Below are 26,548 nucleotides of genomic sequence, written 5' to 3' on the forward strand. Positions count from 1 at the left end.
TGACTGAGGAAGCAAACACATGAGCCAGACCAAAACGCTTACAACCGCCAGCGGCGCTCCAGTTGCTGATAACCAGAATTCTCGTTCTGCCGGCCCTCGTGGCCCTTTGCTTCTCGATGACTTTCACCTGATTGAAAAGCTCGCGCACTTCAACCGTGAAAACATTCCTGAGCGTCGCGTACACGCCAAGGGATCGGGTGCCCACGGTACCTTCACCCTGACCCGGGACATGGCTCAGTACAGCAGCGCCAAGCTGTTTGACACCATCGGCAAGCAAACCCCGACCTTTCTGCGTTTCTCCACCGTAGGCGGTGAGCGCGGCTCGGCAGACACAGAGCGTGACCCTCGTGGTTTCGCCCTGAAGTTTTACACCGAGGAAGGCAACTGGGACATTGTTGGTAACAACACCCCGGTGTTCTTTATCCGCGACCCTTTGAAGTTTCCCGATTTTATCCACACCCAAAAACGCCTGCCGCAAAGCAACCTGAAAAGTGCGCAGATGATGTGGGACTTCTGGTCGCACTCCCCGGAGTCGCTGCACCAGGTCACCATCCTGTTTTCCGATCGCGGGATTCCTGATGGTTACCGTCATATGCATGGCTTCGGCAGCCATACGTACAGCCTGATCAATGCTGCGGGTGAGCGTCACTGGGTCAAATGGCACTACAAAACCAAGCAGGGCATCAAGAACTTGCCACCTGCAGAGGCTGCACGCCTTGCCGGTACCGACCCGGATTACGCGCAGCGCGATCTGTTTGGTGCCATCGAGCGTGGTGACTTCCCGAAATGGCGCGTGTGCATGCAGGTCATGACCGAAGCCCAGGCGGCGGCTCACTACGAGAACCCGTTTGACGTGACCAAGACCTGGTCGCAGAAAGAGTTCCCGCTCATTGAGATCGGTGAGCTGGAGTTGAACCGCAACCCGTTGAATTACTTTGCTGAGGTTGAGCAGGCAGCGTTTGGCCCTAGCAACATGGTCCCCGGTGTGGGCCTGTCGCCTGACCGTATGCTGCAAGGACGTGTGTTCGCGTATGCCGATGCCCATCGCTACCGTGTAGGCACCAACCACCAGCACCTGCCTATCAACTCGCCACGGGTACCTGTGCATAACTATCAGCGCGATGGCTCGATGGCCTTCGGTAACAATGGTGGCGCTGCACCGAACTACGAACCAAACAGTTATGGCGACGCACCAAAGCAAGCGCCTCAATACGCTGAGCCACCGTTGGCCCTGAGTGGCGCCGCTGATCGCTACGATCATCGTGTTGACAGCGATTACTACAGCCACGCCGGTGCCCTGTTCCGTCTGATGAACGACGAGCAGAAAGCGCTGCTGATCAACAATATTGCAGGGGCTATGGCTGGTGTGACGGCGGATGTCGTCGAGCGTCAGTTGCAGCATTTCTACAATGCTGATCAGGCTTATGGCGATGGTGTTGCCAAGGCCCTGGGTGTACAGCGTAACTAACTCTAAGTGAGAAGCAGAACCGCCCTCAATTGGGCGGTTTTTGCGTTTTTTAACCCTGTTTTCTCTTCAAAACAGGGGTTTTATTGCGATTTGGCCGTGACCTCTCAGTCGGCTTGGTTCAAACTACAGTCTTTCAAGCAGGGAGATGTAAGGCGATGCAAGGCCACCCGGATGTAATCGATTATCTCAACACGTTGCTGACCGGCGAATTGGCTGCGCGTGACCAATATTTCGTCCATTCCCGTATGTACGAGGATTGGGGCTTTACCAAGTTGTACGAACGCATCAACCACGAAATGGAAGAAGAGGCACAACACGCTGATGCGTTGATGCGCCGGATTCTGATGCTCGAAGGCACCCCGCGCATGCGCCCGGATGACCTGGATGTGGGCACCACGGTGCCTGAGATGTTCGCTGCCGACCTGCGTCTTGAATACAAGGTCCGTGCCGCGCTGTGCAAGGGCATCGCCCTGTGCGAGCTGCACAAGGACTATGTGAGCCGCGACATGCTGCGTGTTCAACTGGCAGACACAGAAGAAGATCACACCTACTGGCTGGAAAAACAGCTGGGCCTGATCAAGTCGATTGGTTTGCAGAACTACCTGCAATCGCAGTTCTGATCCAGGGACGCTGAGATGCTTTTGGTGGGAGCGTGGCTTGCCCGCGATGCAGGCAACGCAGTCTTTCTGATGCGCCGCATCGCTGCCATCGCGAGCAAGCCCGCTCCCACAAGAGATTGATTAGTGCTCAGTAAAAAGCCCCTGCCATCTCACGATGGCAGGGGCTTTTTCTTACCGCGATTTAAGCCTTGTCGCGAATCAACAGTGGCTTCAGGTAGAAGCCCGTGTGAGATTGCTTCATCTCGGCTACTTCTTCCGGTGTACCGGTAGCAATAATCTGCCCACCCTTGGACCCTCCCTCCGGCCCAAGATCCACCAGCCAGTCAGCTGTCTTGATGACGTCCAGGTTGTGCTCGATCACGACTACGGTATTACCGTGGTCGCGAAGACGATGCAGCACATCCAGCAATTGCTGGATATCGGCAAAGTGCAAACCGGTTGTAGGCTCATCGAGGATATACAGGGTCTTGCCGGTATCACGCTTGGACAGCTCGCGGGACAACTTGACCCGCTGCGCCTCACCGCCTGACAGCGTGGTGGCGGATTGTCCGAGCTTGATATAGGACAAGCCTACATCCATCAGCGTTTGCAGCTTACGCGCCAGTGCAGGCACTGCGTCGAAGAACTCCCGCGCTTCCTCGATGGTCATTTCCAGCACTTCGTGAATGCTCTTGCCCTTGTATTTGATCTCAAGGGTTTCACGGTTATAGCGCTTGCTCTTGCACACATCGCACGGCACATAGATGTCTGGTAGGAAGTGCATTTCTACCTTGATCAGGCCATCACCCTGACAGGCCTCGCAGCGTCCGCCCTTCACGTTGAAGGAGAAACGCCCGGGGCCGTAACCCCGCGAGCGCGATTCAGGCACGCCCGAGAACAGCTCACGGATTGGCGTGAACAACCCGGTGTAGGTTGCAGGGTTGGAGCGCGGGGTGCGGCCGATCGGGCTTTGGTCGATATCGACGACCTTGTCCAGATGCTCCAGCCCCTTGATGCTGTCGTGCGCCGCCGCTTCCAGCGTGGTCGCGCCATTGAGGGTCGTGGCGCTGAGCGGGTAGAGCGTGTTGTTGATCAGGGTCGATTTGCCTGAGCCGGACACCCCGGTGACACAGGTCAACAGGCCGATGGGGATTTCCAGATCCACATTGCGCAGGTTATTACCACGAGCGCCCTTGAGCGACAGTGTCAGCTTCTTGTTGCGCGGCGTGCGCTTGGCAGGCACGGCAATCTTCACCCGGCCCGACAGGTATTTGCCCGTCAGGGAGTCAGGGTGGGCCATTACCTCGGCCGGTGTGCCTTGCGCGACGATATGGCCGCCATGCACACCTGCACCGGGGCCGATGTCTACCACATAGTCCGCCAGGCGGATGGCGTCTTCGTCGTGCTCCACCACAATCACGGTGTTGCCGATATCACGCAGATGCTTGAGGGTGCCCAGCAGGCGATCGTTATCGCGCTGATGCAGGCCGATAGAGGGCTCGTCGAGGATATACAGCACTCCGACCAGACCCGCGCCAATCTGGCTGGCCAGACGAATACGTTGGGCTTCACCGCCCGACAGCGTATCGGCACTACGGTCCAGGGACAGATAGTCGAGCCCCACATTCACCAAAAACTGCAGGCGTTCGCGAATTTCCTTAAGGATTTTGTCGGCGATTTCGCCACGACGCCCGGTCAGGCTCAATGTGCTGAAGTATTCGGTAGCATCACCGATAGGCAGGCTGGTGACCGCTGGCAGGGTTTTTTCGCCGACCCATACATGACGGGCTTCACGACGCAGTCGGGTACCGCGGCAATCCGGGCAGGACTGGGTGCTGAGGAACTTGGCCAGTTCTTCGCGCACGGTCGCCGACTCGGTTTCGCGGTAGCGGCGTTCGAGGTTCGGCACGATGCCTTCGAACGGGTGCGCGCGTTTGACGATATCGCCGCGATCGTTCAGATAGCGGAAATCCACGTTTTGCGTGCCGCTGCCATACAGGATGACCTTTTGCTTGTCGGCCGCCAGCTCGCTGAACGGCACTTCAAGGCTGAAGTCGTAATGCTTGGCCAGCGCTCCGAGCATCTGGAAGTAGTACACGTTACGCCTGTCCCAGCCGCGTATCGCACCCTCGGCCAGGGTCAGCTCGCCATTGACCAGGCGCTTGATATCGAAGAACTGCTTGACCCCCAAACCATCGCAGGTCGGGCATGCACCTGCCGGGTTGTTAAAGGAGAACAGCTTGGGTTCCAGCTCGCTGATCGCGTGGCCGCAAATCGGGCAGGCAAAGCGTGCGGAGAAGATCATCTCTTCGCCGGGCTCATCATCCATCGGCGCGACCAGGGCAATGCCATCGGCCAGCTTCAGCGCGGTCTCGAACGACTCGGCCAGGCGCTGTTGCAAGTCGGCGCGCACTTTAAAGCGGTCGACCACCACATCGATGGAGTGTTTTTTCTGTTTGTCGAGCTTGGGCAGCTCGTCCAGCTCACAGAGCTTGCCGTTGACCCGGGCGCGAACAAAGCCCTGGGCGCGCAGCTCTTCAAACACCGACAGGTGTTCGCCCTTGCGCTCGCGAATCACCGGTGCGAGCAGCATCAATTTGCTGCCTTCAGGCTGCGCCAACACCAGGTCGACCATCTGGCTGACGGTCTGCGCTTCCAGAGGAATATCGTGGTCCGGGCAGCGCGGGATACCGACGCGGGCATATAGCAGGCGCAGGTAATCGTAGATCTCGGTGATGGTGCCGACGGTGGAGCGCGGGTTGTGCGAGGTCGATTTCTGTTCGATGGAAATCGCCGGCGACAGACCCTCGATGGTGTCCACGTCAGGCTTTTCCATCATCGACAGAAATTGCCGCGCATAGGCTGACAGCGACTCGACATACCGTCGCTGGCCCTCGGCGTACAAGGTGTCAAACGCCAGGGATGATTTGCCGGAGCCAGACAGTCCGGTGATGACGATCAGTTTGTCCCTTGGCAGGGTCAGGTCGATGTTCTTCAGGTTGTGGGTTCGTGCCCCACGTATCAGGATCTTGTCCACTGCGGCCTCGCTTGGCGGGCATAACGTAAACGAATGAGTATACGGATCTGTGTGAAAGCTGTGCAGGCCTTGATGGCCCGATGTCATTCAAGCAGCCTTTATAACTTTTGCGTGACAAAGCGTCGCGGCGCTCTCGTGTATGTGCTGTTACTCGATGGGACTGATAGAATCGCCGCCGGTTCACATGAGGTTTTTCCATGCACGATCCCCACAGCGAACGCATGAGCAGCGGCGAGACCCGAGCAGCAAGCGGTCTGGCCCTTGTGTTCGCCTTCCGTATGCTGGGCATGTTTATGGTGTTGCCGGTGCTGGCGACCTATGGGATGGACCTGGCTGGCGCGACGCCTGCCCTTATAGGCTTGGCAATTGGCGCTTATGGCCTGACCCAGGCGATTTTTCAAATCCCGTTCGGGATCATTTCCGACCGTATTGGACGGCGCCCGGTGATTTACCTGGGCTTGATTGTCTTTGCGCTGGGCAGTGTACTGGCGGCCAATTCCGATTCGATCTGGGGCGTTATTGCGGGACGTATCCTGCAAGGCGCAGGGGCGATTTCTGCAGCCGTCATGGCGTTGCTGTCAGACCTGACCCGTGAACAGCATCGCACCAAGGCGATGGCCATGATCGGCATGACCATCGGTTTGTCCTTTGCTGTCGCTATGGTGGTGGGACCGTTGCTGACCCGTGCATTCGGGTTGTCTGGGCTGTTTCTGGCCACGGGGGCAATGGCTCTGTGCGGGATCGTGATCGTGATGTTTATGGTGCCGCGTTCCACCGGGACCTTGCAGCATCGTGAGTCCGGTGTGGCGAAGCAGGCGTTGCTGCCAACCTTGCGTCACCCTGACCTGTTGCGCCTGGACCTTGGCATTTTTGTGTTGCACGCCATGTTGATGTCGAGCTTTATCGCCTTGCCGCTGGCGCTGGTCGAAAAGGCCGGCCTGCCCAAGGAGCAGCACTGGTGGGTGTACCTGACAGCCTTGCTGATTTCTTTTTTCGCCATGATCCCGTTCATCATCTACGGCGAAAAGAAACGCAAAATGAAACGAGTTTTGCTCGGTGCCGTCGTTACGTTGATGCTCACTGAGCTATTCTTCTGGAAGTTCGGCGACAGTTTGCGGGCGTTGGTGATCGGCACCGTGGTGTTTTTCACCGCGTTCAACCTGTTGGAGGCTTCACTGCCTTCGCTGATCAGCAAAGTTTCACCCGCAGGCGGCAAGGGCACGGCAATGGGGGTTTATTCCACCAGCCAATTCCTCGGTTCGGCACTGGGCGGCATCCTCGGCGGCTGGTTGTTCCAGCATGGCGGTTTGTCGGTTGTGTTCCTTGGATGCGCAGGTCTGGCTGCACTCTGGCTAGCCTTTGCTGTTACCATGCGCGAACCACCGTATGTAACAAGCCTGCGCCTGCCGTTATCACCTGAGGCGCTGCGCGAAGCAGGTCTGGCTGAGCGTTTGAAGGCTGTTACTGGCGTTACAGATGCAGTGATCGTGGCTGAAGAGTCCGCGATTTATATCAAATTGGACACCGAACTATTGGATCGCGCGACACTCGAGCAGTTGGTTAACCCAGCGCCGACGTGCGAAGCCTAGGAGAACGTTATGGCCCGTGGGGTTAACAAAGTTATATTGGTCGGCACATGCGGCCAGGATCCCGAAGTTCGCTACTTGCCTAACGGTAATGCCGTGACCAACCTGAGTCTGGCAACCAGCGAACAGTGGACTGACAAGCAAACCGGCCAGAAAGTCGAAAAGACTGAATGGCACCGTGTATCGATGTTCGGCAAAGTGGCCGAAATTGCCGGCGAATACCTGCGCAAGGGTTCGCAGGTGTACATCGAAGGCAAGCTGCAAACCCGCGAGTGGGAAAAAGACGGTATCAAGCGTTACACCACTGAAATCGTGGTCGACATGCAAGGCACCATGCAGCTGCTGGGTGGCCGTCCACAGGGCGACCAGCAAAACCAGGGTGGTGGCAACAACTACCAGCAACAACAGTCGGCTCCGCGTCAGCAGGCTCAACGCCCTGCACCGCAACAACAGCAGCAGTCGCGTCCTGCACCGCAACAGCAGGCACCGCAGCCAGCTCCGGATTTCGACAGCTTTGATGACGATATCCCGTTCTGAGAATTACCTGAGACATAGATGTAAAGATTCAGCTTGAAAGCCCCGGTTTAGGGGCTTTTTTTATGGCTTTGCGGCGTAAAGTTTTTAACCTTGAAGTGTGGTTTTCATCAGGGAAATGGCTCCGACTTGAAGACGCTACCTCTCTACTCGGCTTAGGCAAGCACACATTCACCATTGACCGTGCGCCACAGTTCTAGCGGATTGCCATCTTGTAGCGCTTCAGGCATCAAGGCCGCAGGCAGGTCCTGATAGCACACCGGCCGCAAGAATCGGTCGATGGCAGTGGCGCCCACGGCGCTGCTACGACTGTCCGAGCTGGCCGGGAACGGGCCGCCGTGCACCATCGCATGAGACACCTCGACATTGTTCGGGTAACCGTTCGCCAGGATCCGGCCCGCCTTGCGCTCAAGGATGGGCAGCAGTTTTCTGGCCAGCGCATGATCCGCGTGGTCCAGTTGCAATGTCGCCGTCAGCTGCCCTGACAGGTGCTCGGCGACCGCCAGCATTTCATCTTCATTCTTGCAGGCGACGATCAGCGAGCCGGGGCCGAATATTTCGTCGCCCAGTCGTGCCGTCGTCAGAAAAGTGGCTGCATCCGTTACGAACAAGGTGGCCTGCGCTGCACATGGCGTTTGAGCAGGGCAACCTTGCCCCAGCGTCGTAACGCCGTTGATAGTGCCCGTCTCTTCGATACCGGCGAGGTAGGCACGATGAATCCCCGGGGTCAGCATGGTGGCCGCCGCCTTTTTGCGCAGTGCGTCCTGGGCCGTGCTGCAAAACTGGGTCAGGGGCTGACCTTCCAGGGCAATCACCAAGCCCGGATTGGTACACAGTTGCCCCGCACTCATCGTCAGAGCCTCCACGAATCCACGGCCGATTTCGCTGGCGCGTATCGACAGTGCATGGGGCAACAGGAACACGGGATTGATACAGCTCATTTCGGCGTACACCGGGATCGGCTCGCTGCGTTGCGCCGCGGTACGCATCAGCGCCAGGCCGCCCTGGCGCGAACCGGTGAAGGCGACTGCCTTGATCGCGGGATGGCTGACCAGGGTCTGGCCGAACAGGTGACCGTCGCCGATAAGCAGGGAAAACACGCCCTCAGGCAAGTGGTGGGCAGCGGCTGCCTGTTGAATCACCTGGCCTACCAGTTCAGACGTACCCAGGTGAGCCTCGTGCGCCTTGACCACTATCGGGCAGCCAGCAGCCAGGGCTGCGGCGCTATCGCCGCCGGCAACCGAAAACGCCAATGGAAAGTTGCTTGCACCAAATACAGCCACCGGACCGAGGGCGATCTTTTGCAACCTCAGGTCGGGGCGAGAGGGGATGCGCGTCGGCAAGGCGCAGTCCAGGGTGGCGCCGAGGTATTGGCCGTCGCGCACCACCTGTGCAAATAGCCGCAACTGGCTCACGGTGCGGCTCCGTTCGATAATCAGGCGCGCGGCAGGCAAGCCTGTTTCGAGAGACGCTCGCCCGATCAGCGTGACACCCAACGCCAGGATGCCCGTGGCAATCGCTTCCAGGAATTGAGCGCGCTGCTCTGGCGTGGTCGCGCGGTAGGGATCGCAGGCTTGTTGCGCCAGCGTGCAGGCCTGATCGATGTCAGCGATACCGCCGACGCCGAAGTCGGGACTGAGCTTTTCGTGGGTGGCAGGGTTGATTGCAGCCAGCGATCCTTTATCGCCACGCACTGCCGACTGGCCGATGAGCATTTTGCCGGTAATCATCATGTTTCCTATCGCTTGCTGTGCCATCGTCAGGCCCGATTTATCTTTGAAATGAACGGCGCAGGAGGTGGGTTTTAGGTGTAGCGATAGCGGCCCAGCACCGCCTGCGGGTCCATCAACTGCTGCATGGCCCTGCTGATTGCCTGCACCCCAGGGGGCGTGTACTTGCTGTAATAAGCGCCATTCATTGGCCCGACGCCATGCTCTGCACTGAAGCAGCCGCCGTTTTCGGACACCAGCTTGTAGAGGCCGCTACGCACCGCGACGACCCTGGCGATGCCGTATTGGGCGATATGGGCGTGCGGCACAAGCACAATCAAATGGCAGCCGCCGTCGGCAAAATGGCCGAAATCGTACAGCTGCAGCAGCGGATGTTCGTGCTCAAGCCACTGTGCAGCCTGATCGCGGAAAGCGACCAATCGCGAGCGCGAGAACGCCACGTCGAACGAGAGCGGGATACCTTCCTGGGCAATGGCCAGCGGCAGGTTGTCTCGCAGCGGCCAAAAGCTGCTGGCATTGCCCAGGACAGCGTCGAGAATCCGGCCGCTTTCATACAACTGTTCCAGCACCTGCTCGGTTCGTTGCGCAAAGATCGTGTGCAAGCCTGGCATGCTGCTGGCGATCTCTATCAGGGCATAACAGCTGGCCTGCGATTGGCCAAACGGGTGGCGCAGCGTGGGGAAGTTACGCACGGTAAGGGCGAGTGCCGCTTCGGATATCACTTCGAAAGCGCACAGCAGATCGCCAAACTGATGCTCGAAGGCATCCAGTACCTGCAGCGCTGTCGCGTGGTCAGGCAAGGCCACAAAGACGCTTTGCGTCGACTGGTCGATGCGCTTTAGATCAAGCGTCGCCGCCGTAATGATCCCGAAGGCGCCGCCGGTGCCCACAAACATCTGCTTGAGGTCGAGCCCGGTATTGTTCTTGCGCAACGGCGCGAGCAGTTGCACCACGGTGCCGTCGCCATCGGCCAGCACCACCTCGATACCGAGCAGGTTATGGCGCACGTCGCCATGCTTGAGCAGGCGGCTGCCGCCGGCATTGGCGCCGATCAGTCCGCCTATCGCCGGGTCGCTGCCGATATCAATAGGGAAGTACAGCGAATGGGTTTCCAGTTGGCGATTGAGTTCTGACAAGAGCGCACCGGCTTCGACAATGACCGTGCGATTCAAGGGATCAATCTCGCGCACTTGGCGCAAGCGCGAAAGCGAAACGATCACTTGCGTGCCGGAGTTGTCGGTAACGGCGCCACCCACCAATCCGCTGCGGTTGCCCTGGGCGACCAGCCGTATGCGATGGCGCACAGCGATGCGCATCAGCGCGCTGACAGCAGGGGTATCACGCGGGAGGACGACCGCCGCCGCTTTGCCACGGTAATGAGTGACGTCGATTTCATAGGGGGCACAGGCCACCCCGGTCAGCAGCGACTCCTGCCCCAGCACTTCGGCGACTTCGGTCAGGAACGCGTGGAGTCCCGATGCAGGTTCCAGGTTGCTCATGGCGTCGCAACCACGCGTTTGAGCAACTGGCTGCGTGTGAGCACCAGCGCGACGATTGGCAATACGCCTCCCAGCAGCGTGTTATGGCGAAAAGCCAATGACACCGCGACGGCGATGGCAGCGGCAACCAGCAGCATCACCGAGAGTTTTCTAATCAACCCATGATCGCTGCTGGCTTCGCCGATGAAACCGAGTGGCGAAAGCCGGGTAGCGCCCAAGCCAATCACCAATACGCACGCCAGCACGGGTGCAGCACCCAGCTCCTGCCCCCACACTTGCAAGGCGGCGGTAGAGACCAAGGCCAACAGGGCACCAATCATCAGATACAGGTCGACGCTCAGTGCAATCCAATGGCCGGGGCGGTATTTGAGCAGCCAGACCATGTGGGCAATGCTCAGAATACCGCTGACCACATACGCAGTCTCCCAGCGCACGCCTGCCTCACCGGGGCCGAAACGGCCATACAAGAGGAACACGATGACCGGAATGAATGCGCTGGCATTCGACAAATAGGCACGGCCTAGCTTGCTGATAGACATGCTGGTTTCCTTGAATAGAGATGCACTGTAATGCCAGGGTCCCGGGCTTAACTTTTGTGCCAGCGGAACATGAAGGTGGCGGCGGTGAGAAATAACGCGGTCCAGCCTGCCAGGGTCAACAAGGGCAGCCACAGCGTTGGCAGGGACGCTCCGTCGAGCATCACTTGGCGCAGTACCGAGACAAACTGGTTGATCGGAACCACCGAGAGAATGCTTTTGATCCAGGCTGGCGCATCGTTCAACGGGATGGTCAGGTTGCCGAAGAACAGGGCCGGGTAATGGATCAGATGGCACAACAATTCGGTTTCTTTTATCGAGGCGGTACGACTGGCCAGCAGGGTGCCGAGGCACAGCAACATGACCCCGCCCAGCACAATGACCGGCAACGCACGCAAGGTCTGCACACTCCACAGCGAGAGGTCGATGCCGTATCCGTACCGCGCCACCAGCAGCAAGGTGCCCACCGAAATCAGCATCATGACCACCCGCGACAAGAGGATAGAGGCCAGAAAAATCAGTTTCGGCACTGGAAAACAGGCGTAGATCTTGAGGGCGTTGTGTTCACGCAAGCTGGCAATGGACAAGGCGGTGGACATGATGCCGAGTGACATCAAACAGATGACCAAGATGCCGGTGGTAAAAAACTGGCCGTAGTCGAAGGGCTTTGCGCCGGAGGCCGTGTCTTCGAAACGCACCAGGTCTGTCGACACAATGCCGTGTTTGGCCGCTGAACACCTGACCGCAGCGATCTCGATCACGCGTGCTGCGGCGCGTACCGCCAGCTGACCCTTGAAGTCATAGCGCACCTGCATCGGTTCGTCGCCGGCCGCAAAGACGATGCGCACCGTGTCTGCTGCGATGGGGGCAGTGCTGCTGACGGTTGAAAAATGGGCCTTTACGGGATCGCCGCCAGCAAATGCCTGTTCAATCGCCAACGGGCAGCGGGTGTCCGGGCTGGCCTGGGCGCCAGCTTCCTGAAACTCGACATTGACCGTACCCAGTGAGCCTGGATGACCGAAAGCCATCAGCATCACGGTCAGCAGCAGGATGGGGAAGGCCAGCGCCCAGAACAGCGCCGACTTGCTGCGAAAAAACCCCAGCAGCTCGTTGCGCGTCAATATCGCCAGTATGCTAAACATCCTGTTCTCCCTGGGCGCAGATGTGCAACATATCGCGGTAGTGGGTGGGGCCGAATTCAAAGTGCTGGAACGCAATATGACCGATCAGGGCGCGTATCAACGGGTCCAGTGCCTGCGTGCCATAGACGCTGATTTCAGTGCTGGATGGCCTCGACAGCCGCAGCGTGGCGCTTTCGCGCTCCAGCTGGCGATAGATGGCGTTGATCTGTTCACTGTCGTCCAGTTGCAGACGAGCATGGAAGGTGCCGACCAGGCGGTTCTTCAGTGCTTCTTTATCGCCCCGATACTCAACCCCGCCATTGCACACCCACACCACATCGCTGGCGGCATCCAGCTCTTCCTCCGAATGGCAAATCATGATGATGGTCAGGCCAGCCAGGTCGTAGCGCAGCAGGTGTGCGACGCGCTCGATATAAGCGCGATCAAGCCCGGTAAACGGTTCATCAAGTACGACAAGTTCCGGATGATGGGCCAGCGCCACGAACAAATCGAGCCGCTGCTTTTGACCGCGTGACAGTGCCCGGTAGGGCAGTTTGCGCAGCGCTTCGATGTCCAGCGCCTGCGCCACCTGCGGGTCTTGCTTGCCGTACAGGGCCAGATGCAAATCGAGGATTTCCCTGACATTCGACGAGTCTTCATATTCGACCCGTTGCAATTGCACCCCCAGCCGCTTGCGGTGGCGGGTGCTTTGCAGAAAGCGCGCCGCCGCAACCCCCAGAATCTGCGCGTCTTCCAGATGTGCCTGACGGAAGCCGAGCAGGGCTTCGACCAGGGTGGTTTTGCCGGCGCCATTGGGGCCGATGATGGCGGTATGCCGACCGCGGCGGAACTGCAGATCGCGGACCTCGAAGCGGAAACTGCCGGCGCTGACCCGGATCAGTTTGGCCGCCGCCGCATAGGGTTCCTCAGTACGCGTGGGTGCCAAGTGCATCCCGGGATGCACGGCAGGTTCGGACAGCCCGTGTTTGTCGTCTGTCAGCAGGATTTGACTGTTCATGTTCAATCGAACAACGCGACTTGGACATCGCGTTGGCCTTTGAAGGGATTGCGGCCATGGGCGACGGCAATGTTATCGATCAACAGCAGGTCACCGCTGTGCCAGGGAAACGCGATCTCCTGCGCTTGCAGCGCGTCGTAAATCGGCGCGATGTCATCCTCCGGGATCGGCGTACCGTCGCCCAGCCGCACCTCGTAAGGGCGTGCCGGTTTGTCCTGATAGGCGCGCTGGATGTAGGCGTAACCCGGCTTGCCGAGGGAGCGGGCATTGTTGTGTTGGGTCGACAGTTGATTGAACCAGATGGATTCGCCCGTCAGCGGATGTTTCAACATGGCGTCACCGGTATGCGACACCGTGATACTGCCATCGTCGAGCCATTGGAAGTCGAGGTGCGTATCGCGGCACAGCTGTTCCACCTGCTGCGGATCATCGGTCATGAACGCTTCATTCCAGGGCCGGTGGTATTCGCGCATATGGGTGTTGCGCGGTTCATTCCCGGGCGTGCTGGGGGCACGGAAGTTGCGCAAGTACTGGATGCGCGCGGCGCTAAAGCGTTCGATCAAGTGCGGTGGCAGGCGACGGGTAACGGCTCGCATGTCGCACAGGATGGTTTCGCCGCCTTCTGCTGAGGGCTGTTTGCAAAAGAAGGCGAGTTTCTGTGGATAGTGGGCCATGTAGGCCTTTTCCTGATGCAGGCCGATTTTCAGGGTGGGCGGGATGCGGGTCGATTCGTAGACTCTGCCCTCGATATTGTTGCGGGGCGTGGCGCCGCCGATATAACCGAACGCATGCTCAGGATATTGTTGCGCAATGGCCTGGAAGTCCGCGCTTTCGCGCAATGCAAAACCACGGAACAACAGGCAACCGAACGCCAGCAGCATGCTGTCGAAAATCGACTGGTGGTGGCGATACCACGTCGCAAACGCTTCGCTGTCATCGCTTAGCGTGCGGTCCACAGGCGTTATAACGAGTGGCATGGGCCCGAGTGACAGGAAACCACACTGCACCTGCGAGCTGCCCAGCATTGCCTGAAAATGCTCAACCCGATCTGTACGTTGATCCATAGCCTTTTCCCCGGCGAGTTGCGTATCAAGCCAACAAAGGCTTTTTAATGAGGATTTCAAAACCCAGTGCGCCCATGCCGGAACTCGGGCTGGTCACGACTGTGCAATGCTCCAGACCCGCCTCGATGACCAGTTCGCGCGCTTCTTGCAGGGTGACCTTTTCTTCAACATGGGTCGGTGGATAGCCCACCGATGCGCGCATTTGAGTGAATTTCTCCAGCAAGTCGGGGGCGACGTCGCGGCGCATGTCGTGTACCAGGCCGACGCCGCCCGGCTGCAGGACGCGGTACATCTCCGTCAGGCTTTTCGCCTTGTCCGGCAAGTGATGCAAGGTGGCGCGGCTGACCGCCATGGTCAGGCTGTTGTCCGCGAAGGGCAGGTCCAGGGCGTCGCCCACCTTGAGTTCGATGGTGTCGCTCAGGCCGAGCGCTTCGATGCGCGGTCGGCCACCGTCGAGCATGGTTTCGTCCAGATCGAGGCCGATGAAATGCCAGCCTTTCAATACCGGGTCGGCCGCCAGGCGCACCGGGACCACGACGGTGGCCGTGCCGATATCGACCAGGGCGCCGGCGGGCAGGTCGCGGGCAATCTGGCGGATGCGGGTGACGAACATCACGTCCCAGGGCTCCAGTGCTTGCGAGGCAAAGCGATCGTATTCGTCAGCAGGGCGTAGATTTTTCAATAACATGGATACGTTCTCGTCTTGGATGGCGTTAGAAGCAGATTCAGCGTTGAACTATCAATTGCGTCTGGCTCATTTCTTGTCTTACAGCCACCCCACTGGAACGGTGGCCAGCAACTTGCGCGCGGCTTTGCTGCTGACACCGAAAGCAGGACGGTCGCGCCGCTCGATGGCATGCGCGACGATGGCCGCCACCCGGCCACAGAGCCCCAGGCCGACACTCCAGCGGGCTTGCGTCACACCGAGATCAAGCAGGGCTGCGGCGGTGATGAAATCAATATTCGGACGCAGGCCTTTACGCTCCAGGACGTGGGCACAGACGACGTCGAAAATCTCCAGGTAGCGCCCCCCGAATCCCCATTGGGCAAACAGGGCCCTGATATGCGGCGGCCGTGGATCCTGCACAAACAGCGGATGGCCGAAACCAAACAACAGGTTGCCGGGCTGATCCAGCGCGTGGTCGACCGCTTGCCGTATGTCGGCATGGCTGGCTTGGGCACTGATGGTTTTGAGCCACGTCACCGCTTCTTCGGCTGCGCCGACATGTTTGGGGCCGCTGGCCATAAACCCGGCCGCTACGGCCTGCGCAAGGGTGACGCCGGTGCCGATGGCGGTGCGTGGTACCAGCACCGTCGGCGTGATGTAGCCGAAACCGGCGTGCCAGGCCACCAGCAGGGCGTCAACGACACGAATGGATAATGCGTCGATATTGCTCGCGCCCATTGCCGCCAACACCCCCTCGGCGTGTTGGCCCGGTGCTGCGCCGGGGGCTTGATGACCGAGCGCCGCGTGCAAAAAGTGCGGCGCTGAGGCAACGCTGACCAGGCCCTGGATAAAGTCCTGATGGGTGGGCAAGCCGCGCGCGGTCGCTTCGCGCAGGGCGATATTTTCCAGCGCGCCCAGATCGCCGAGAAAGCCGCAGGCGGCTGCCTGCACCATGCCGGCACCGCTGTCGGCCACCGCTTCGATGCCGCGTCGATAGGCGGGTGCCTGCGACAGGTGGCGAGCAATGTGTACCAGGACGGCGTCAACGGCCTGGCTCTCGGCAGGCGACGGCAGGCTGCCAAACCACGCCAGCCATAGCGCCGTGGGGAAGTCGACAATGCCGATCAGGTCATTGAGGTTGCGACCCCTGACCCACAGGCCTTCATTGGGCTCAAGCGTGGCACCGTCGATATTGGTGCCGCGATACAGGCTGCGCGGTCCGCCAAACAGGCTCTGCGGCGGTGCGGGTGTGGGCGTGTCGGCCTGTACCAGTTCATCAAGGGCAATGCTGCAGTGGGCGTCCAGCAGGTTTTCTATGGCCTGTGCGTGTTGCGTGACAGTCGGCAGGATGTTGGCGAAAAAATACTGCGCGGTCTTGACCTTGCCCCGGTAAAAAGCGGCTTCTTCGGCACTCGGTTGCTGGTGCAGCTGGCGCTCTGCCAGGCAGGCCGATTCCAGCAAGACCCAGGCGCTGGCAGTGAGACCGAGCATTTCCAGGAAGCGGGTATAGAACTGGCTGGTTTCGTGGGTGCGCCCCGCACGCACGTGCTCATTGATGAATGCAAGCGCCTGCTCAACAGCGAGCATGGCGTTTTCCAGCAGCGGGAATTTAGCTTGCAGCTCAGTGCCGACCCCCATTTTGCTGCTCAAGAAGGCATCCAGCTCTTCGCGCAGGTACTTGATCAGGCGTGAGTTTCGGCCAAATCCCAACTTGTCGCGCACCAGGTCCTGGGACTGTATATAGTTAGTGCCTTCCCAGATCGACAGGATTTTCACGTCGCGGGCATTTTGCTCCACAGGGTAAGCATCGGTGTAGCCGATGCCGCCATGCACCTGGATCGCCAGTTCGCAGATTTTCCAGGCCTGATCCGAGACGAACGCCTTGCAGGTCGGCGTGAACAGCAGCACCAGCTTGCGGTACTTTTCGACCCGGGCTTCGTCCAGTACCGGCTCGGCTTCCAGGGCGAATGCCTGGGTCGATGCGCCGGTCAATTTGCCGAGCAGCCCGCGGCAGCCCTCTACCCGCGCCTTCATTTCCAGCAGCATGCGCTGTACGTCGGCGTGTTCGATGATGGGCACCGCAGGAGCGCTGGCATCGGACGTGCGACTGATGGCGCGGCCCTGCAACCGTTTACCGGCGAAATCGACTGAGTGCAGATAAGCACTGGACGCCAGGCCCAGGCCGATAATCGCCGTGCTCATGCGCGCCTGGTTCATCAAGGGCACCAGCTGCAGCAACCCGGCATTTTTGCGATCGCCCAGCAAGACAGCGCGGGTGGTGCCGCTGCGACCAAACACCAGTTGGGTATTGGCGCAGCCCTTCAAGCCCATTTTGCGCAGCAATGACGTGCACTCGACATGGTTGTCTTCCAGCTCTCCGGTTTGCGGGTTGGGCCAGAAGCGCGGCACCAGCAGGCAGGACAGTGAGTAGGAGGTCGAGGTGGTGGTATTGATGCGGCCCAGGACAAAGTAAACGGTGTTTTCGGTCAGCGTATGCATGCCCGCCGAGATGTAGACCTTTTCGCCGCTGACGGCGTATTCGCCGTTTTCAAGAGGTTTTGCGACAGTGGTGACGGCCGTCAGGTCGCTGCCGGCCTGTTGCTCGGTGGCGCAGAAACAGGCGTCCCAGTCGTAGCGTTGAAGCTTGCGCAGGTAAGTGGCCTTTTGCGCTTCGGTACCGTGCAGCTTCAACAGTTTGATAGCCGGAAAATTGAAGCCGCCGTAGGTCATGAACGCCGGGTTGGCGCCCATGAACATCTCCTGGATGGTTTGCCGGATCAGGGGGGGCAAGGCCGGTTGCTGGGTTTCGCTGTCGTTGCCCAGCACCTGAATCCACTCATCCTTGTAGCGTTGCCAGAGTGTGTGGAACTCCTTGGGGATTTCGACATTGCCGTTTTCCAGCAAGCGGCATTCCTGGCGGTCGGAGGCTTGATAGGCCTTGCCTAACTCATCAGCAAACGCCCTGGCGCGCTCCAGCAAGGCATCGTAGTAGGCACGGCTCTTGTCGTTGAACGGCGCCCGAGTGAGAAAATGCTGGTCGGTTTTATGCAGTTCCCACAAAAAAAAGCGAAGCTCACGCAGGCTGACTTTATAAGCAGACATAGGTTTTCCTGATTAATAAGCGGTTTGCATCCGGGGTCAGGCGCCAGCCTGGATCTCGGCCACAATGGCACCGGCAGTGCCGCACAAGGCTGCATCCCACAGCAGGGCGGTGACCGTTTTACCGGGGGGCAGGGTGGCGCGCAGACGCATAAGCGACAGCAAGGGGGCCGCGCTCGACTGATGGCCTCGGACACCGAATTCGAAATGTCGGTCTTGTGCAATGCCCAGTTCGCGGCTGACGCCGAGGGTGAAGCTGTCGCTGAACCCTGCCGGTAGCACCCAGTCGATGTCGCTGGCTTGCAGGCCCGCCCGCTCGATCGCCGTTTGCGCTGCACTCACCGCCAGCGGATGCAGGCGTTCAGCCAGGGCGGCAGGCGTCAGCCCCCAGGGATTGTCGATGGCCGCGCCATAGTGCATGGCCGAGGCGCGTATCGCCCCCCAGCCTGGTGCCGGCTGACTATCGCCATCGAGCAAGATCGCCGCTGCGCCGTCGCCGTACACCACCAGATCACCCCAGGCGCGAAAGAAGGGGTAGAGCCACTTATCGGACGCCACCAACAGCACCTTGCCGCCGAGGCTGACCAGCGCTTCGATCATGCTCAGGGCGTTGAACACGCCGGCAGTACCCGCTTGGCCGATGGCGAATGGCAACGCTTTGGGCAAACCCAGTGCATGCTGGATGCGGCCGGCGACCGATTCATTAATGCGTTGGTTAAGGGCGGCATTGGTCACCACAATGTGGGTTACCTGCGCCAGGGTTTCTGCCGGAATCTGTTGGCGCAATTGCGCGACCGCTTCCAGCGCCAGGTCGGCGCCGCTTTGCAAGGGGGGGGCTACCGGCAGGGCGATGCTCGCCGTGGGCAGCAGCCGAAGTGCTTCTTCGGCGTCGATCCTGCCCCTGGCGCGAGGCATGGAAAAGACCGCGGATTTGTACAACAGATGGCCATAGCCGATGTTTTTTTCCTGGGCTTGTACCGCCCGGAACGGGATCGTGTCGGGGACGTGGGAAGCGATAGCGCGGATTCGAAGCATGAGGCTATTCCGTGACCGTAAGTGGGGAGGAGAAAAACTCGGAAAACTGCTGCTTCAACTGCTTGCGGTCGATCTTGCCGTTCGGGTTGCGCGGTAAAGCCGAGTCATGAAAGGACACATGCAGCGGCACCATGTAGGTCGGCAGTTTGTCCCTGCATAGCTTGATCAGTGCCTGGGCGGTGAGCTGTGTCTGCGGGTGGGCGAACAGGCTGATGATGATGGCCTCGCCCTGTTGCGGATGCGGCACACCAAACGCTGCCGCCTCGATCACGTCATCCACGGCAAACAGGACTTCCTCGACTTCGGTGGGGCTGACGCGGTAGCCGGAGGTCTTGATCATGTCGTCGCTACGGGCAACGAAATACAGAAAGTCGTCGCTGTCGCGGTAGACGATATCGCCCGACCAGACCGCTGTTTCGGCGCGCGGAACCTGCCCGTTCGGGTGTAGCCAGGGACGAAAGCGTTGAGCGGTCAGCTCGGGGTCATTCCAGTACCCGAGCGTGACGAACGCGCCGCGGTGAACCAACTCGCCGTGCTCTCCAGCGGCGCATTCAGTGCCGTTCGGGCGCATCACGCGGATATCGGCGTTGGGCACCGCCTTGCCGATGGAGTCGGGCCGTGTGGCGGCCGCTTCCGGCGCCAGATAGGTCGAGCGGAAAGCCTCGGTCAAGCCGTACATCAAGTAGGGCTGCGCATCAGGGAATGCGTTTTTGAGTTTTTCCAGCAACGGCGGTGGCATATGCCCGCCGGTATTGGCAAAGCAGCGAATGCGCGCGCCGGCAGGCTGCGGCCATTGCACTGACGCCAGTTGCATCCACAGTGGCGGCACGCCGGTAATCATGGTAACGCCCTGGGCTTCGCAGAACGTCGGGACTTCGCCCGCTTGCAGGAAATCCAGCGGCGCGTAGCACGCACCGCTGACCAGTGCTGTGGTCAGTTGACTGAACCCGGCATCGAAGCTCAGCGGCAATATTCCGAGGATGACGTCATCGGCCCGCAAGCCCAGATAGTGAGCGACGCTATCGGCACCAGACACCAGGTTACGTTGCGACAACACCACGCCTTTGGGCCGTCCCGTTGAGCCGGAGGTGTACAAAATAGCGGCAGGGTCACTGTCGGTGACTGCGCTGGCGGCGGTGACAAGCGCCGCATCGGTCGGTGTGTTCAGGTTATCGGCCTGTAGTTTTTCCAGTTGCCAGGTATCGAGCCCGATGTCCTGCACCATCGCCTCGATACGCCTGAGGCGCGGGCCCGTACTGATGAGCAAGCGAGCACCGCTGTCCAGCAGGATATGGCGTACCTGTGGTTCTTTTAGCTGAGGGTTGATGGGCACCAGGATCGCACCCCGGGCATTGATCGCCAGGAACGTGACGATGGTTTCGTACTGCTTGCCCGCATACACAGCGACGCGTTCGCCCGCTTGCACACCGCTATCGGCCAGCCTCTTTGCCGTCAGGCGCACGTCCTCCAGCAACTCGGCATACGTTGCCATCTTTGCGCCCTGGGCGAACGCACGGCGCTCGCCGTGGTGGTGGGCGCTGTCTTTCAACAGGTCATACAAACTGATGTGGGCGGTCATGGTGACGTCCCTAGGACTGGTGGATATAGGTGTGTGCCGGGCTCTGCGAGAGAAAAGCGCTGACGCTATACGTCTGGTTATAGGCGCCACAGTTGTCGAAGATCACCAGATCGCCCACGCTCGGCGGGGCCGACACGTCATGGCTCCAGCCGATCACGTCGGCGCGGCTGCAGGTGCTGCCCACGAACTGGGTCGGCAACAGGGGCGCGTCAACCGGTGCCTGCTGGCGCCGCAGCAGGCGCGGCTGCGCGTAGTGCTTCAACATGGATTCGGTTTTGGCCAGCAGGAAGTTGTGGCTCAGGCCACCGTCGCAGACGGCAACGTAGCGTTCACCCAAGGCCTTGACTGAACGCACGCGGGTCACGAAGGTGCCTGCGCCAGCGAAGACGCCGCGTCCGGACTCGTGGACGACCTTGAAGTCTTCGTGCAGCGGGGCAATACGCTGGCGATACGCGTCAAACGTCTGTGCCTGGTTGTGCAAGTGCTCGGAGAAACCGCCGCCGACGTTAAGAAACGTAACGGGCAGGCCGCTCAGTCGTGCAACTTGCGGCGCAAAGGCTGCGAGCGCATGGGCAAGGGCGGCGGCATCGGCACCCTTGTCGTCAATGTGGAAACTGTTGGAACCCGCAAACGTATGGAGGCCGACGATGGGCACGTTGGCCTGGGTCAATGCAACCGTCGTCAGCAAGGCGTCGTGGCGACTCATGCCGAAATGGTCCGCCACGTGTTTGCCCGAGCTGACCAGTTGGCCCGCGTTCAAGCGCAATACCGTTTGCGGCGCGGCCTGTTTGCCGATGACGTGAATCAGGCGCTGCGCTTGCTCCAGGCTGTCGATGATGAAAATGCAGCGGGAAGCCAGGGCCGCCCGCATGAACTCTTCATCCATTGACGGGTTGTTCACGTATTTGGGGGTGTTGATGCGACCCGCGACAATATCGAGTTCGCCCTGGCTGGCCAGCTCCACACCGTCGATGAACGCGTGGCCGCAACGGATCAACAAGTCCAGATTGGGGTTGGCCTTGAGCGACACAATCAGCGGTGTCCCCAAGCGCTCGCGCAAGTCAGCGTAACGGGCCATCACGACGGTGGGGTCCAGTACATAGCACGGCGTTTTAAGACTCAGTAGCCATTGATCGGTCGTTGCTGCATCGTCCCGGACCGGCGGGGAGGCATGGGTCATGCTCATGTCAATTCACCGGATGAAGGGTCAATGCCGAAAATGAACCGTTGTCCGATTCCGTTATATTCATCAGGTGCGCGCCCGCATCGACCTTGCTCAAGCCCCTATCGGCCAGGTTGATCGCCAGGTCCGAGCCAAAGGAATGACCCTTGTTCAGGATGTTGTCGCTATAGAGCGTGGTGGCGGGAATCGCCATGGCGCCACAGAAGGCGCTCCAGCCAGTGTGGTTGGAGTTGTAAGGCAAAATGCAGGTGAAATCGCTGAGCGCCATGCCACAGTCGGCCACGGCTTGCATCATGACTTTGCGGGTGTAGTGCCACTCCAGATTGAACATGGCCTGTTTCACCGCGTTATTGGTCACGGAGCCCAGGTACCAGCTGCCATAGTTGCGCACGGCCGCCGCGCCAACCCGGTTACGCCGGCTGTTGCGGGTCACCAGCAGACACCCCGCGCCATCACTTAAGATGCTCGCCTGCAGCACCCGGTACCGCTCGATAAAGACGCGATCAGACGAGACGATCAGCACCGAGTGCAGTTGGCTATGCACCGTCATCAACGCCTGGGCCATCTGAAAGGCGACGCTGATCGAGGAGCAATTGAGCTGTGCGATCGAGCCGGCCCAGACAGGCTGTATGCCGAATGCCGTGGCCACTTCCAGCGGCAGGCTGCGTGGCGCCGGCGGTACGCTGAACAGCCCGGTATGCACATGGATCACTGCACCGATGTCGCTGCCCTTGAAGCCTTGCTCCTCTTGCAGGCGAGCAACAGCGCGCTTGGCCAGCTCGACCTCGTCGATGTCCGGTGACACATGGAAATAACGGCAACCCGCATTGCGGATCATCTCAATGCGCTCGGCGGGCAACCTGTGTTGCTGAGCCCAGTCATTGAGGTCCTGGCGCTCGCCGGGCAATTCGTATGCGGCGGCTTCAATACCGATCGTGAAGGGGGCGGGGCTGTTTGTTGGCGCGGTAGTTGGGGGCGTCATGACTGTCTTCCTGTTAAGCCGGCATTGGCATGGCGGCGTAATCCAGCACTTTGAGCTTTTCAAAGGCATCGCTTACACGGGGCGTCAGCAAACCCATTTCGCGGATGGTTGGCACCAGCCGCCGGAAAATGGAACGGCGCATGGAGTTGGCCACTTCCGAACTCCTGACCAGATGGCTGCACTCTTTTTTGGATAAGCCCATCGGCTCCCATATGTCGTCGGCGCACAGGTGTTCGTACAAGGTGTAAGCCCCTTCAACCACAAACTCTTCGCGTTCCTTGCGTTCAGTGCTGCTCATTTCCTTGTACACACTGCCCAGCGTGATGCGGCCAATGGCGAAGTGGCGCGCCTCATCGCGCTGAATGCGCGTCATCAGGTCTTTGATAAAAGGGTCCTGGGTGTAGGCGACCATGCTTTGAAACAGTGACAGCGCGATGCCCTCCACCAGCACTTGCATGCCAAGGTTGGTCATGTCGAGCTTGCTGGTGGTAATGGTGTCTTCCAGCAGGCCTTTGAGCGCCTTGCTCATGGGGTAGCTGATGGGCAGCTTGTTATTGACCAGGCGACCGAAGGCTTCGATATGACGGGCTTCATCGATGATTTGCCCGGCGGCACAGAGACGGGCCGAGAGGCTTTCTTCGGCCACCGCCAGTTTCGATGCGCAAATCAGGGCCGCCTGTTCACCGTGCAGTACCTGTGACAGGGTCCAGCCTTGGGAGTGATGGCGAATTTCGGCACGGTTTTTTTCATTCATTTTGTTCCAGACATCGGTGCCGTAGATCAGCAGCGTGCCGTCCGGCATGCCCAGTGGATTGTCCGGGTTGAGCTCGTAGCTCCAATCGATGTCGGTATTGACATCCCACTGGTTGGCCTTGGTTTTCTGATACAGCGCATTCAAGCTGTCATTGCTGAAATCGTAGGTCTGCGACATGAACGCATCGACCGAGAAATTCCACTTGATCGGCTGGTCATCATCCAGTGCCGGTGTGTGCTCGTTTTGCATGATCACCCCTGTACGTGCGTGCATTTCGGTTGAGATGTGGTGAACGGCTCATGCGCAGGTGATGGGTGTACCTGCGCCACGAAGTAGTCCAGATCGGGCAAGAACCACTCGGTGATGGCTGGGGTGTGTGCGGTATTCCAGGCGGCGATGTGCAGGCAGTTATCGCCGCCGTCCCACAGGTCGCGCCGAATCTGTTCGGCGCTGATCCAGACCACTGGCGTCTCTAGCTGGCGTGCCCAGAACAAGGCTTCATTGCATAAATGGGCGCCCAGCGTCACACGTGGGTCGAGCAGGTTTTTTGGCAGCGCAAGGTCGATGGACGGCATGCGTACCTGCGCCAGGAGCCGCGTGTGCTCACCACAGCGGTCCCAAATGTGCCGGGCCAGCGTCGACAGCAGGGTGTAGTACTGCTGGTTGTTGACCAGCACCGGGGTGGGGTTGTCGTGTGCGTACACACTTCGGCGTGCATAGTCTTGCGTTTCGAACAGTGGCAGGTTGCGAGCCGAACAAGGGACAGGCCGGCTGTGATCCGGATTGCGCTGCAACAGCAGCGAACAGGTTTGCGCGCTCTTCACATTTCACCTTCCAGTGCAGAGTGCAGATCGGGCGCGAGGGTTACCTGGGCAATCGAAAAATAGCCGTTCATGGCCAGCGACGACACGATGCAGTCACTGCCAGGGTGCGCGGACCCCGCGCCAAGCTCGCCCAGTAGCGAAAGCCAGGGGTCGCTGCCGAAGGAATGACCGAATCGTTGATAGTGGTCGGCATGCACGCAAGCTGTGTCGAAGCACTTGAACAGGGCGCGGCGCGACATCTCAGGAAAGAACGGCACGGCGATACCCAGGCCTGGCCGGCTTTCGGTGAAACTGCGCAGGCCTCGCCCTAATTGCAGCAGCGCATTGGCCTGGCTTGCAGTGCCGATGAGCAGCATGTTTTGAGACTCTGCAATGACATCAATCACTAACGTGCAGATGCCAAACCCGGATTTGCCCCAACGGTTGTTGCCTAGCCAGTACGTAAAATTGTGAATGTCTGTGTCGACAATCTGCAGCAACAGCCTGCGACGACCGTTGAACTGCGCCTTGTCCTGGATATAGCGCAGGATGAAACCCCAACCCGTGCATTCATAGGCGTTGGTTATCCAGTCAGGACGGCGCCCGTAACGGGTGGCAATCGCCTCCTGGAAATAGTCTGCATGGGGCGAACCGTCTGCCAAAAACTGCGACAGCACGGTCGAGCTCACCACGTAATCGTCGACAGGGCCTGCGTCGCTTGCATAACGGCACGCCTCATCGCCGACCCGCTGCCCCAACGCCAACGCGGCATCCTCCAGGCTCACCTGGGGCGACACAAAGGGTGTTTCTGTGCGCAGGTAAGCCAGCGTATGGACCGTGAAAGCCGGAACGGTGCCAAGTGGCGGCGTTGATGCAAAGGGCGGCGAGTTCGACATGGTGAGCTTCTGGTATGAGGGTGGCTGGCGATCAGGCGACTTGTTGCTGATGCAACTGGGTGTCGATTTGCTCCAGGGTGGTGTACTGGGTGATGTTCAGTTGCTCAGGATCAATGGATCCGTAGAGCTGTTCGCAATAGACGATCAGCTCAACCACATTGAGTGAATCGATACCCAGTTCGCCCAAGCCGACATGGGTGTCGACGGATTCGATATTGAGAATCTTGGCGGCTTCCTTCTTCAGAAGTTCCAGGGTGTTGAGGGTTTCAGTTGTCGTTGTCATAGGTGCTTCTCCTGGGGGGGTTAGAGCGGATTAGAGTGAGTCGGATTCAGGCTTGGCTACGCGCATGCTGGCGCGCAATTCGTGGTAACAGCGGTAAGAGCTGCCTTCCATTTTGGTAAACGCCAACAGGTCACGCTGGTCGAGAAAACTCGCCACGGCGCCGCGGCTGACCAGTTGCAAAAGCAGTTCATTGGAGGCGAGTTTCAGTGCCAGCACGCGCTGTACGTCTTCGCTCTCGTAGCGCTCGGAGAGCGTCTTGGTGCGGGCGGCGGCGGCGATGAAGTCGCGGGACGCGCGTTCGTCCGGCGTCAGTTCGAGGCGCCCCTGACTTGCCAGCCAGTCGAGATGGGCCATCAGTGCGCGCACCAGAAAAGGCCGTACCGTCGTCAGGTATTTTTTGAGTACCGCAGGGCCGCCCACTTTCAGGCGATCCTCCTGGGAAACCTGCACCGTGCCCTGGACGTTCCCCAGCTGCACGACATCGCCGAGAAAGGGCTCGCCGCAGAGCGTTCGCTTGAGGGGCTTGTATTGCTCGGGCCAGACCAGGAAGGCCGACGGGAAAAACGAGCCCGGCGTGCGGGCGGCGACGATGGCCATACCGTCGAGGTTGGCGTACATGCCCCAGACCTTGTCGATATGCAGCTTGAAACCCTCACCTTCCGGCTGGGCGAGCGTGCGCCAGCTCGTGAGGGTAGGGCCGCCGGCATCACTCATCAGGAAACGCAGGGCGCTGCCGGCATCAATGCTGGCGCGGGCCCGTGCGTATTGATCCGGTGTCAGGAACAGCGAAAACAAATGGGCGAAGTTCTGCATGAAGGATCGGTAGTGCAACGCCAGACCGTCTTGCTGAATGCGCTCCAGAATATGTTCCAACTCGTGGGTCGGCTGCGACAGGGCCACCGAAGGTCGGTTCAATTGTTCAGCAGACTCGTAGTTGTGCATCGTCTGCGAAATCAACATGTCTGAATCCATCAGTCGCACGCAAGCGCGCGAGATAATCTGGATCAAGTGAGCAGGCAGTTCGCCATATATTGATAAGCGATGAACAACCGGTTGTGCACAAAGAGTCAATAAT

The 26,548-nt window shown here is 59.6% G+C and carries 22 protein-coding genes; 4 read left to right on the plus strand and 18 right to left on the minus strand.

Features of this window, described 5'->3' with window-relative positions; genetic code table 11:
- Positions 1–19 precede the first annotated feature (19 nt).
- Positions 20–1,468, plus strand: a complete 1,449-nt coding sequence (locus BFC21_RS21270) for a catalase (RefSeq protein ID WP_088378840.1) — start codon at positions 20–22, stop codon at positions 1,466–1,468.
- 155 nt (positions 1,469–1,623) lie between these two features.
- Positions 1,624–2,088, plus strand: a complete 465-nt coding sequence (gene bfr / locus BFC21_RS21275; protein WP_016779187.1) for a bacterioferritin — start codon at positions 1,624–1,626, stop codon at positions 2,086–2,088.
- 181 nt (positions 2,089–2,269) lie between these two features.
- Here the strand turns inward: bfr and uvrA are convergent, their stop codons facing one another.
- A complete protein-coding gene (gene uvrA / locus BFC21_RS21280; RefSeq protein WP_088378841.1) occupies positions 2,270–5,104 on the minus strand; it encodes an excinuclease ABC subunit UvrA in 2,835 nt (944 codons plus the stop codon).
- A 197-nt stretch (positions 5,105–5,301) separates the two neighbouring features.
- Between uvrA and BFC21_RS21285 the strand changes: the two genes are divergently transcribed.
- Together BFC21_RS21285 and BFC21_RS21290 are read left to right on the plus strand one after the other, a co-directional pair.
- Positions 5,302–6,693 (plus strand): MFS transporter, encoded by a 1,392-nt coding sequence (locus BFC21_RS21285; RefSeq protein ID WP_016779189.1) that lies wholly within the window; start codon positions 5,302–5,304, stop codon positions 6,691–6,693.
- A 9-nt stretch (positions 6,694–6,702) separates the two neighbouring features.
- Positions 6,703–7,227 (plus strand): single-stranded DNA-binding protein, encoded by a 525-nt coding sequence (locus BFC21_RS21290; protein ID WP_016779190.1) that lies wholly within the window; start codon positions 6,703–6,705, stop codon positions 7,225–7,227.
- A gap of 152 nt (positions 7,228–7,379) precedes the next feature.
- Here BFC21_RS21290 and BFC21_RS21295 read toward each other — a convergent pair whose 3' ends face one another.
- From BFC21_RS21295 to BFC21_RS21375, 17 genes are all read right to left on the minus strand, one after another.
- Positions 7,380–8,957 (minus strand): aldehyde dehydrogenase (NADP(+)), encoded by a 1,578-nt coding sequence (locus tag BFC21_RS21295; protein WP_088378842.1) that lies wholly within the window; start codon positions 8,955–8,957, stop codon positions 7,380–7,382.
- 71 nt (positions 8,958–9,028) lie between these two features.
- Positions 9,029–10,453 carry an FAD-binding oxidoreductase gene (locus BFC21_RS21300; protein ID WP_120266467.1) on the minus strand — a complete coding sequence of 475 codons (1,425 nt, stop codon included), beginning with the start codon at positions 10,451–10,453 and terminating at the stop codon, positions 9,029–9,031.
- Complete coding sequence (locus tag BFC21_RS21305) at positions 10,450–10,992, minus strand: permease (protein ID WP_095003866.1); 543 nt, start codon at positions 10,990–10,992, stop codon at positions 10,450–10,452. The genes BFC21_RS21300 and BFC21_RS21305 overlap by 4 nt, the downstream gene beginning before the upstream one ends.
- 47 nt (positions 10,993–11,039) lie before the next feature.
- Positions 11,040–12,131 (minus strand): ABC transporter permease, encoded by a 1,092-nt coding sequence (locus BFC21_RS21310; protein WP_088378845.1) that lies wholly within the window; start codon positions 12,129–12,131, stop codon positions 11,040–11,042.
- Entirely contained in the window at positions 12,124–13,128 is a 1,005-nt protein-coding gene (locus BFC21_RS21315; RefSeq protein WP_198344899.1) for an ATP-binding cassette domain-containing protein, read from the minus strand. The genes BFC21_RS21310 and BFC21_RS21315 overlap by 8 nt, the downstream gene beginning before the upstream one ends.
- Before the next feature lie 2 nt (positions 13,129–13,130).
- On the minus strand, positions 13,131–14,192 hold the full coding sequence (locus BFC21_RS21320; protein ID WP_120266468.1) for a TauD/TfdA family dioxygenase: 1,062 nt from the start codon (positions 14,190–14,192) through the stop codon (positions 13,131–13,133).
- Between the two features lie 25 nt (positions 14,193–14,217).
- Positions 14,218–14,880, minus strand: coding sequence for a class I SAM-dependent methyltransferase (locus tag BFC21_RS21325; RefSeq protein WP_088378847.1), 663 nt, complete (start codon positions 14,878–14,880; stop codon positions 14,218–14,220).
- A 78-nt stretch (positions 14,881–14,958) separates the two neighbouring features.
- Positions 14,959–17,961, minus strand: coding sequence for a citrate/2-methylcitrate synthase (locus BFC21_RS21330; RefSeq protein WP_120266469.1), 3,003 nt, complete (start codon positions 17,959–17,961; stop codon positions 14,959–14,961).
- Between the two features lie 36 nt (positions 17,962–17,997).
- Positions 17,998–18,993, minus strand: a complete 996-nt coding sequence (locus BFC21_RS21335; protein WP_088378849.1) for a hypothetical protein — start codon at positions 18,991–18,993, stop codon at positions 17,998–18,000.
- Positions 18,994–18,997: 4 nt separating this feature from the next.
- Entirely contained in the window at positions 18,998–20,572 is a 1,575-nt protein-coding gene (locus BFC21_RS21340) for an acyl-CoA ligase (AMP-forming), exosortase A system-associated (protein WP_120266470.1), read from the minus strand.
- A gap of 10 nt (positions 20,573–20,582) precedes the next feature.
- Entirely contained in the window at positions 20,583–21,758 is a 1,176-nt protein-coding gene (locus tag BFC21_RS21345) for a PLP-dependent decarboxylase (RefSeq protein WP_120266471.1), read from the minus strand.
- A gap of 1 nt (position 21,759) precedes the next feature.
- The gene (locus BFC21_RS21350; RefSeq protein ID WP_162939362.1) at positions 21,760–22,737 is read right to left on the minus strand and encodes a 3-oxoacyl-ACP synthase; all 978 of its coding nucleotides are present in this window, start codon (positions 22,735–22,737) and stop codon (positions 21,760–21,762) included.
- A 13-nt stretch (positions 22,738–22,750) separates the two neighbouring features.
- The gene (locus BFC21_RS21355; RefSeq protein ID WP_088378853.1) at positions 22,751–23,740 is read right to left on the minus strand and encodes a ferritin-like domain-containing protein; all 990 of its coding nucleotides are present in this window, start codon (positions 23,738–23,740) and stop codon (positions 22,751–22,753) included.
- A gap of 2 nt (positions 23,741–23,742) precedes the next feature.
- Positions 23,743–24,315: a hypothetical protein gene (locus BFC21_RS21360; RefSeq protein WP_088378854.1), complete on the minus strand. Its 573-nt coding sequence runs from the start codon at positions 24,313–24,315 to the stop codon at positions 23,743–23,745.
- Positions 24,312–25,190: a hypothetical protein gene (locus BFC21_RS27465; RefSeq protein WP_218188525.1), complete on the minus strand. Its 879-nt coding sequence runs from the start codon at positions 25,188–25,190 to the stop codon at positions 24,312–24,314. The genes BFC21_RS21360 and BFC21_RS27465 overlap by 4 nt, the downstream gene beginning before the upstream one ends.
- Positions 25,191–25,221: 31 nt before the next feature.
- Positions 25,222–25,473, minus strand: a complete 252-nt coding sequence (locus BFC21_RS21370; protein ID WP_016779209.1) for an acyl carrier protein — start codon at positions 25,471–25,473, stop codon at positions 25,222–25,224.
- A 30-nt stretch (positions 25,474–25,503) separates the two neighbouring features.
- On the minus strand, positions 25,504–26,433 hold the full coding sequence (locus tag BFC21_RS21375) for a hypothetical protein (protein ID WP_218188526.1): 930 nt from the start codon (positions 26,431–26,433) through the stop codon (positions 25,504–25,506).
- Between the last annotated feature and the right edge of the window lie 115 nt (positions 26,434–26,548).

It is taken from the genome of Pseudomonas sp. TMW 2.1634, assembly GCF_001703595.1.
Classification (GTDB): Bacteria; Pseudomonadota; Gammaproteobacteria; order Pseudomonadales; family Pseudomonadaceae; genus Aquipseudomonas; species Aquipseudomonas fragi.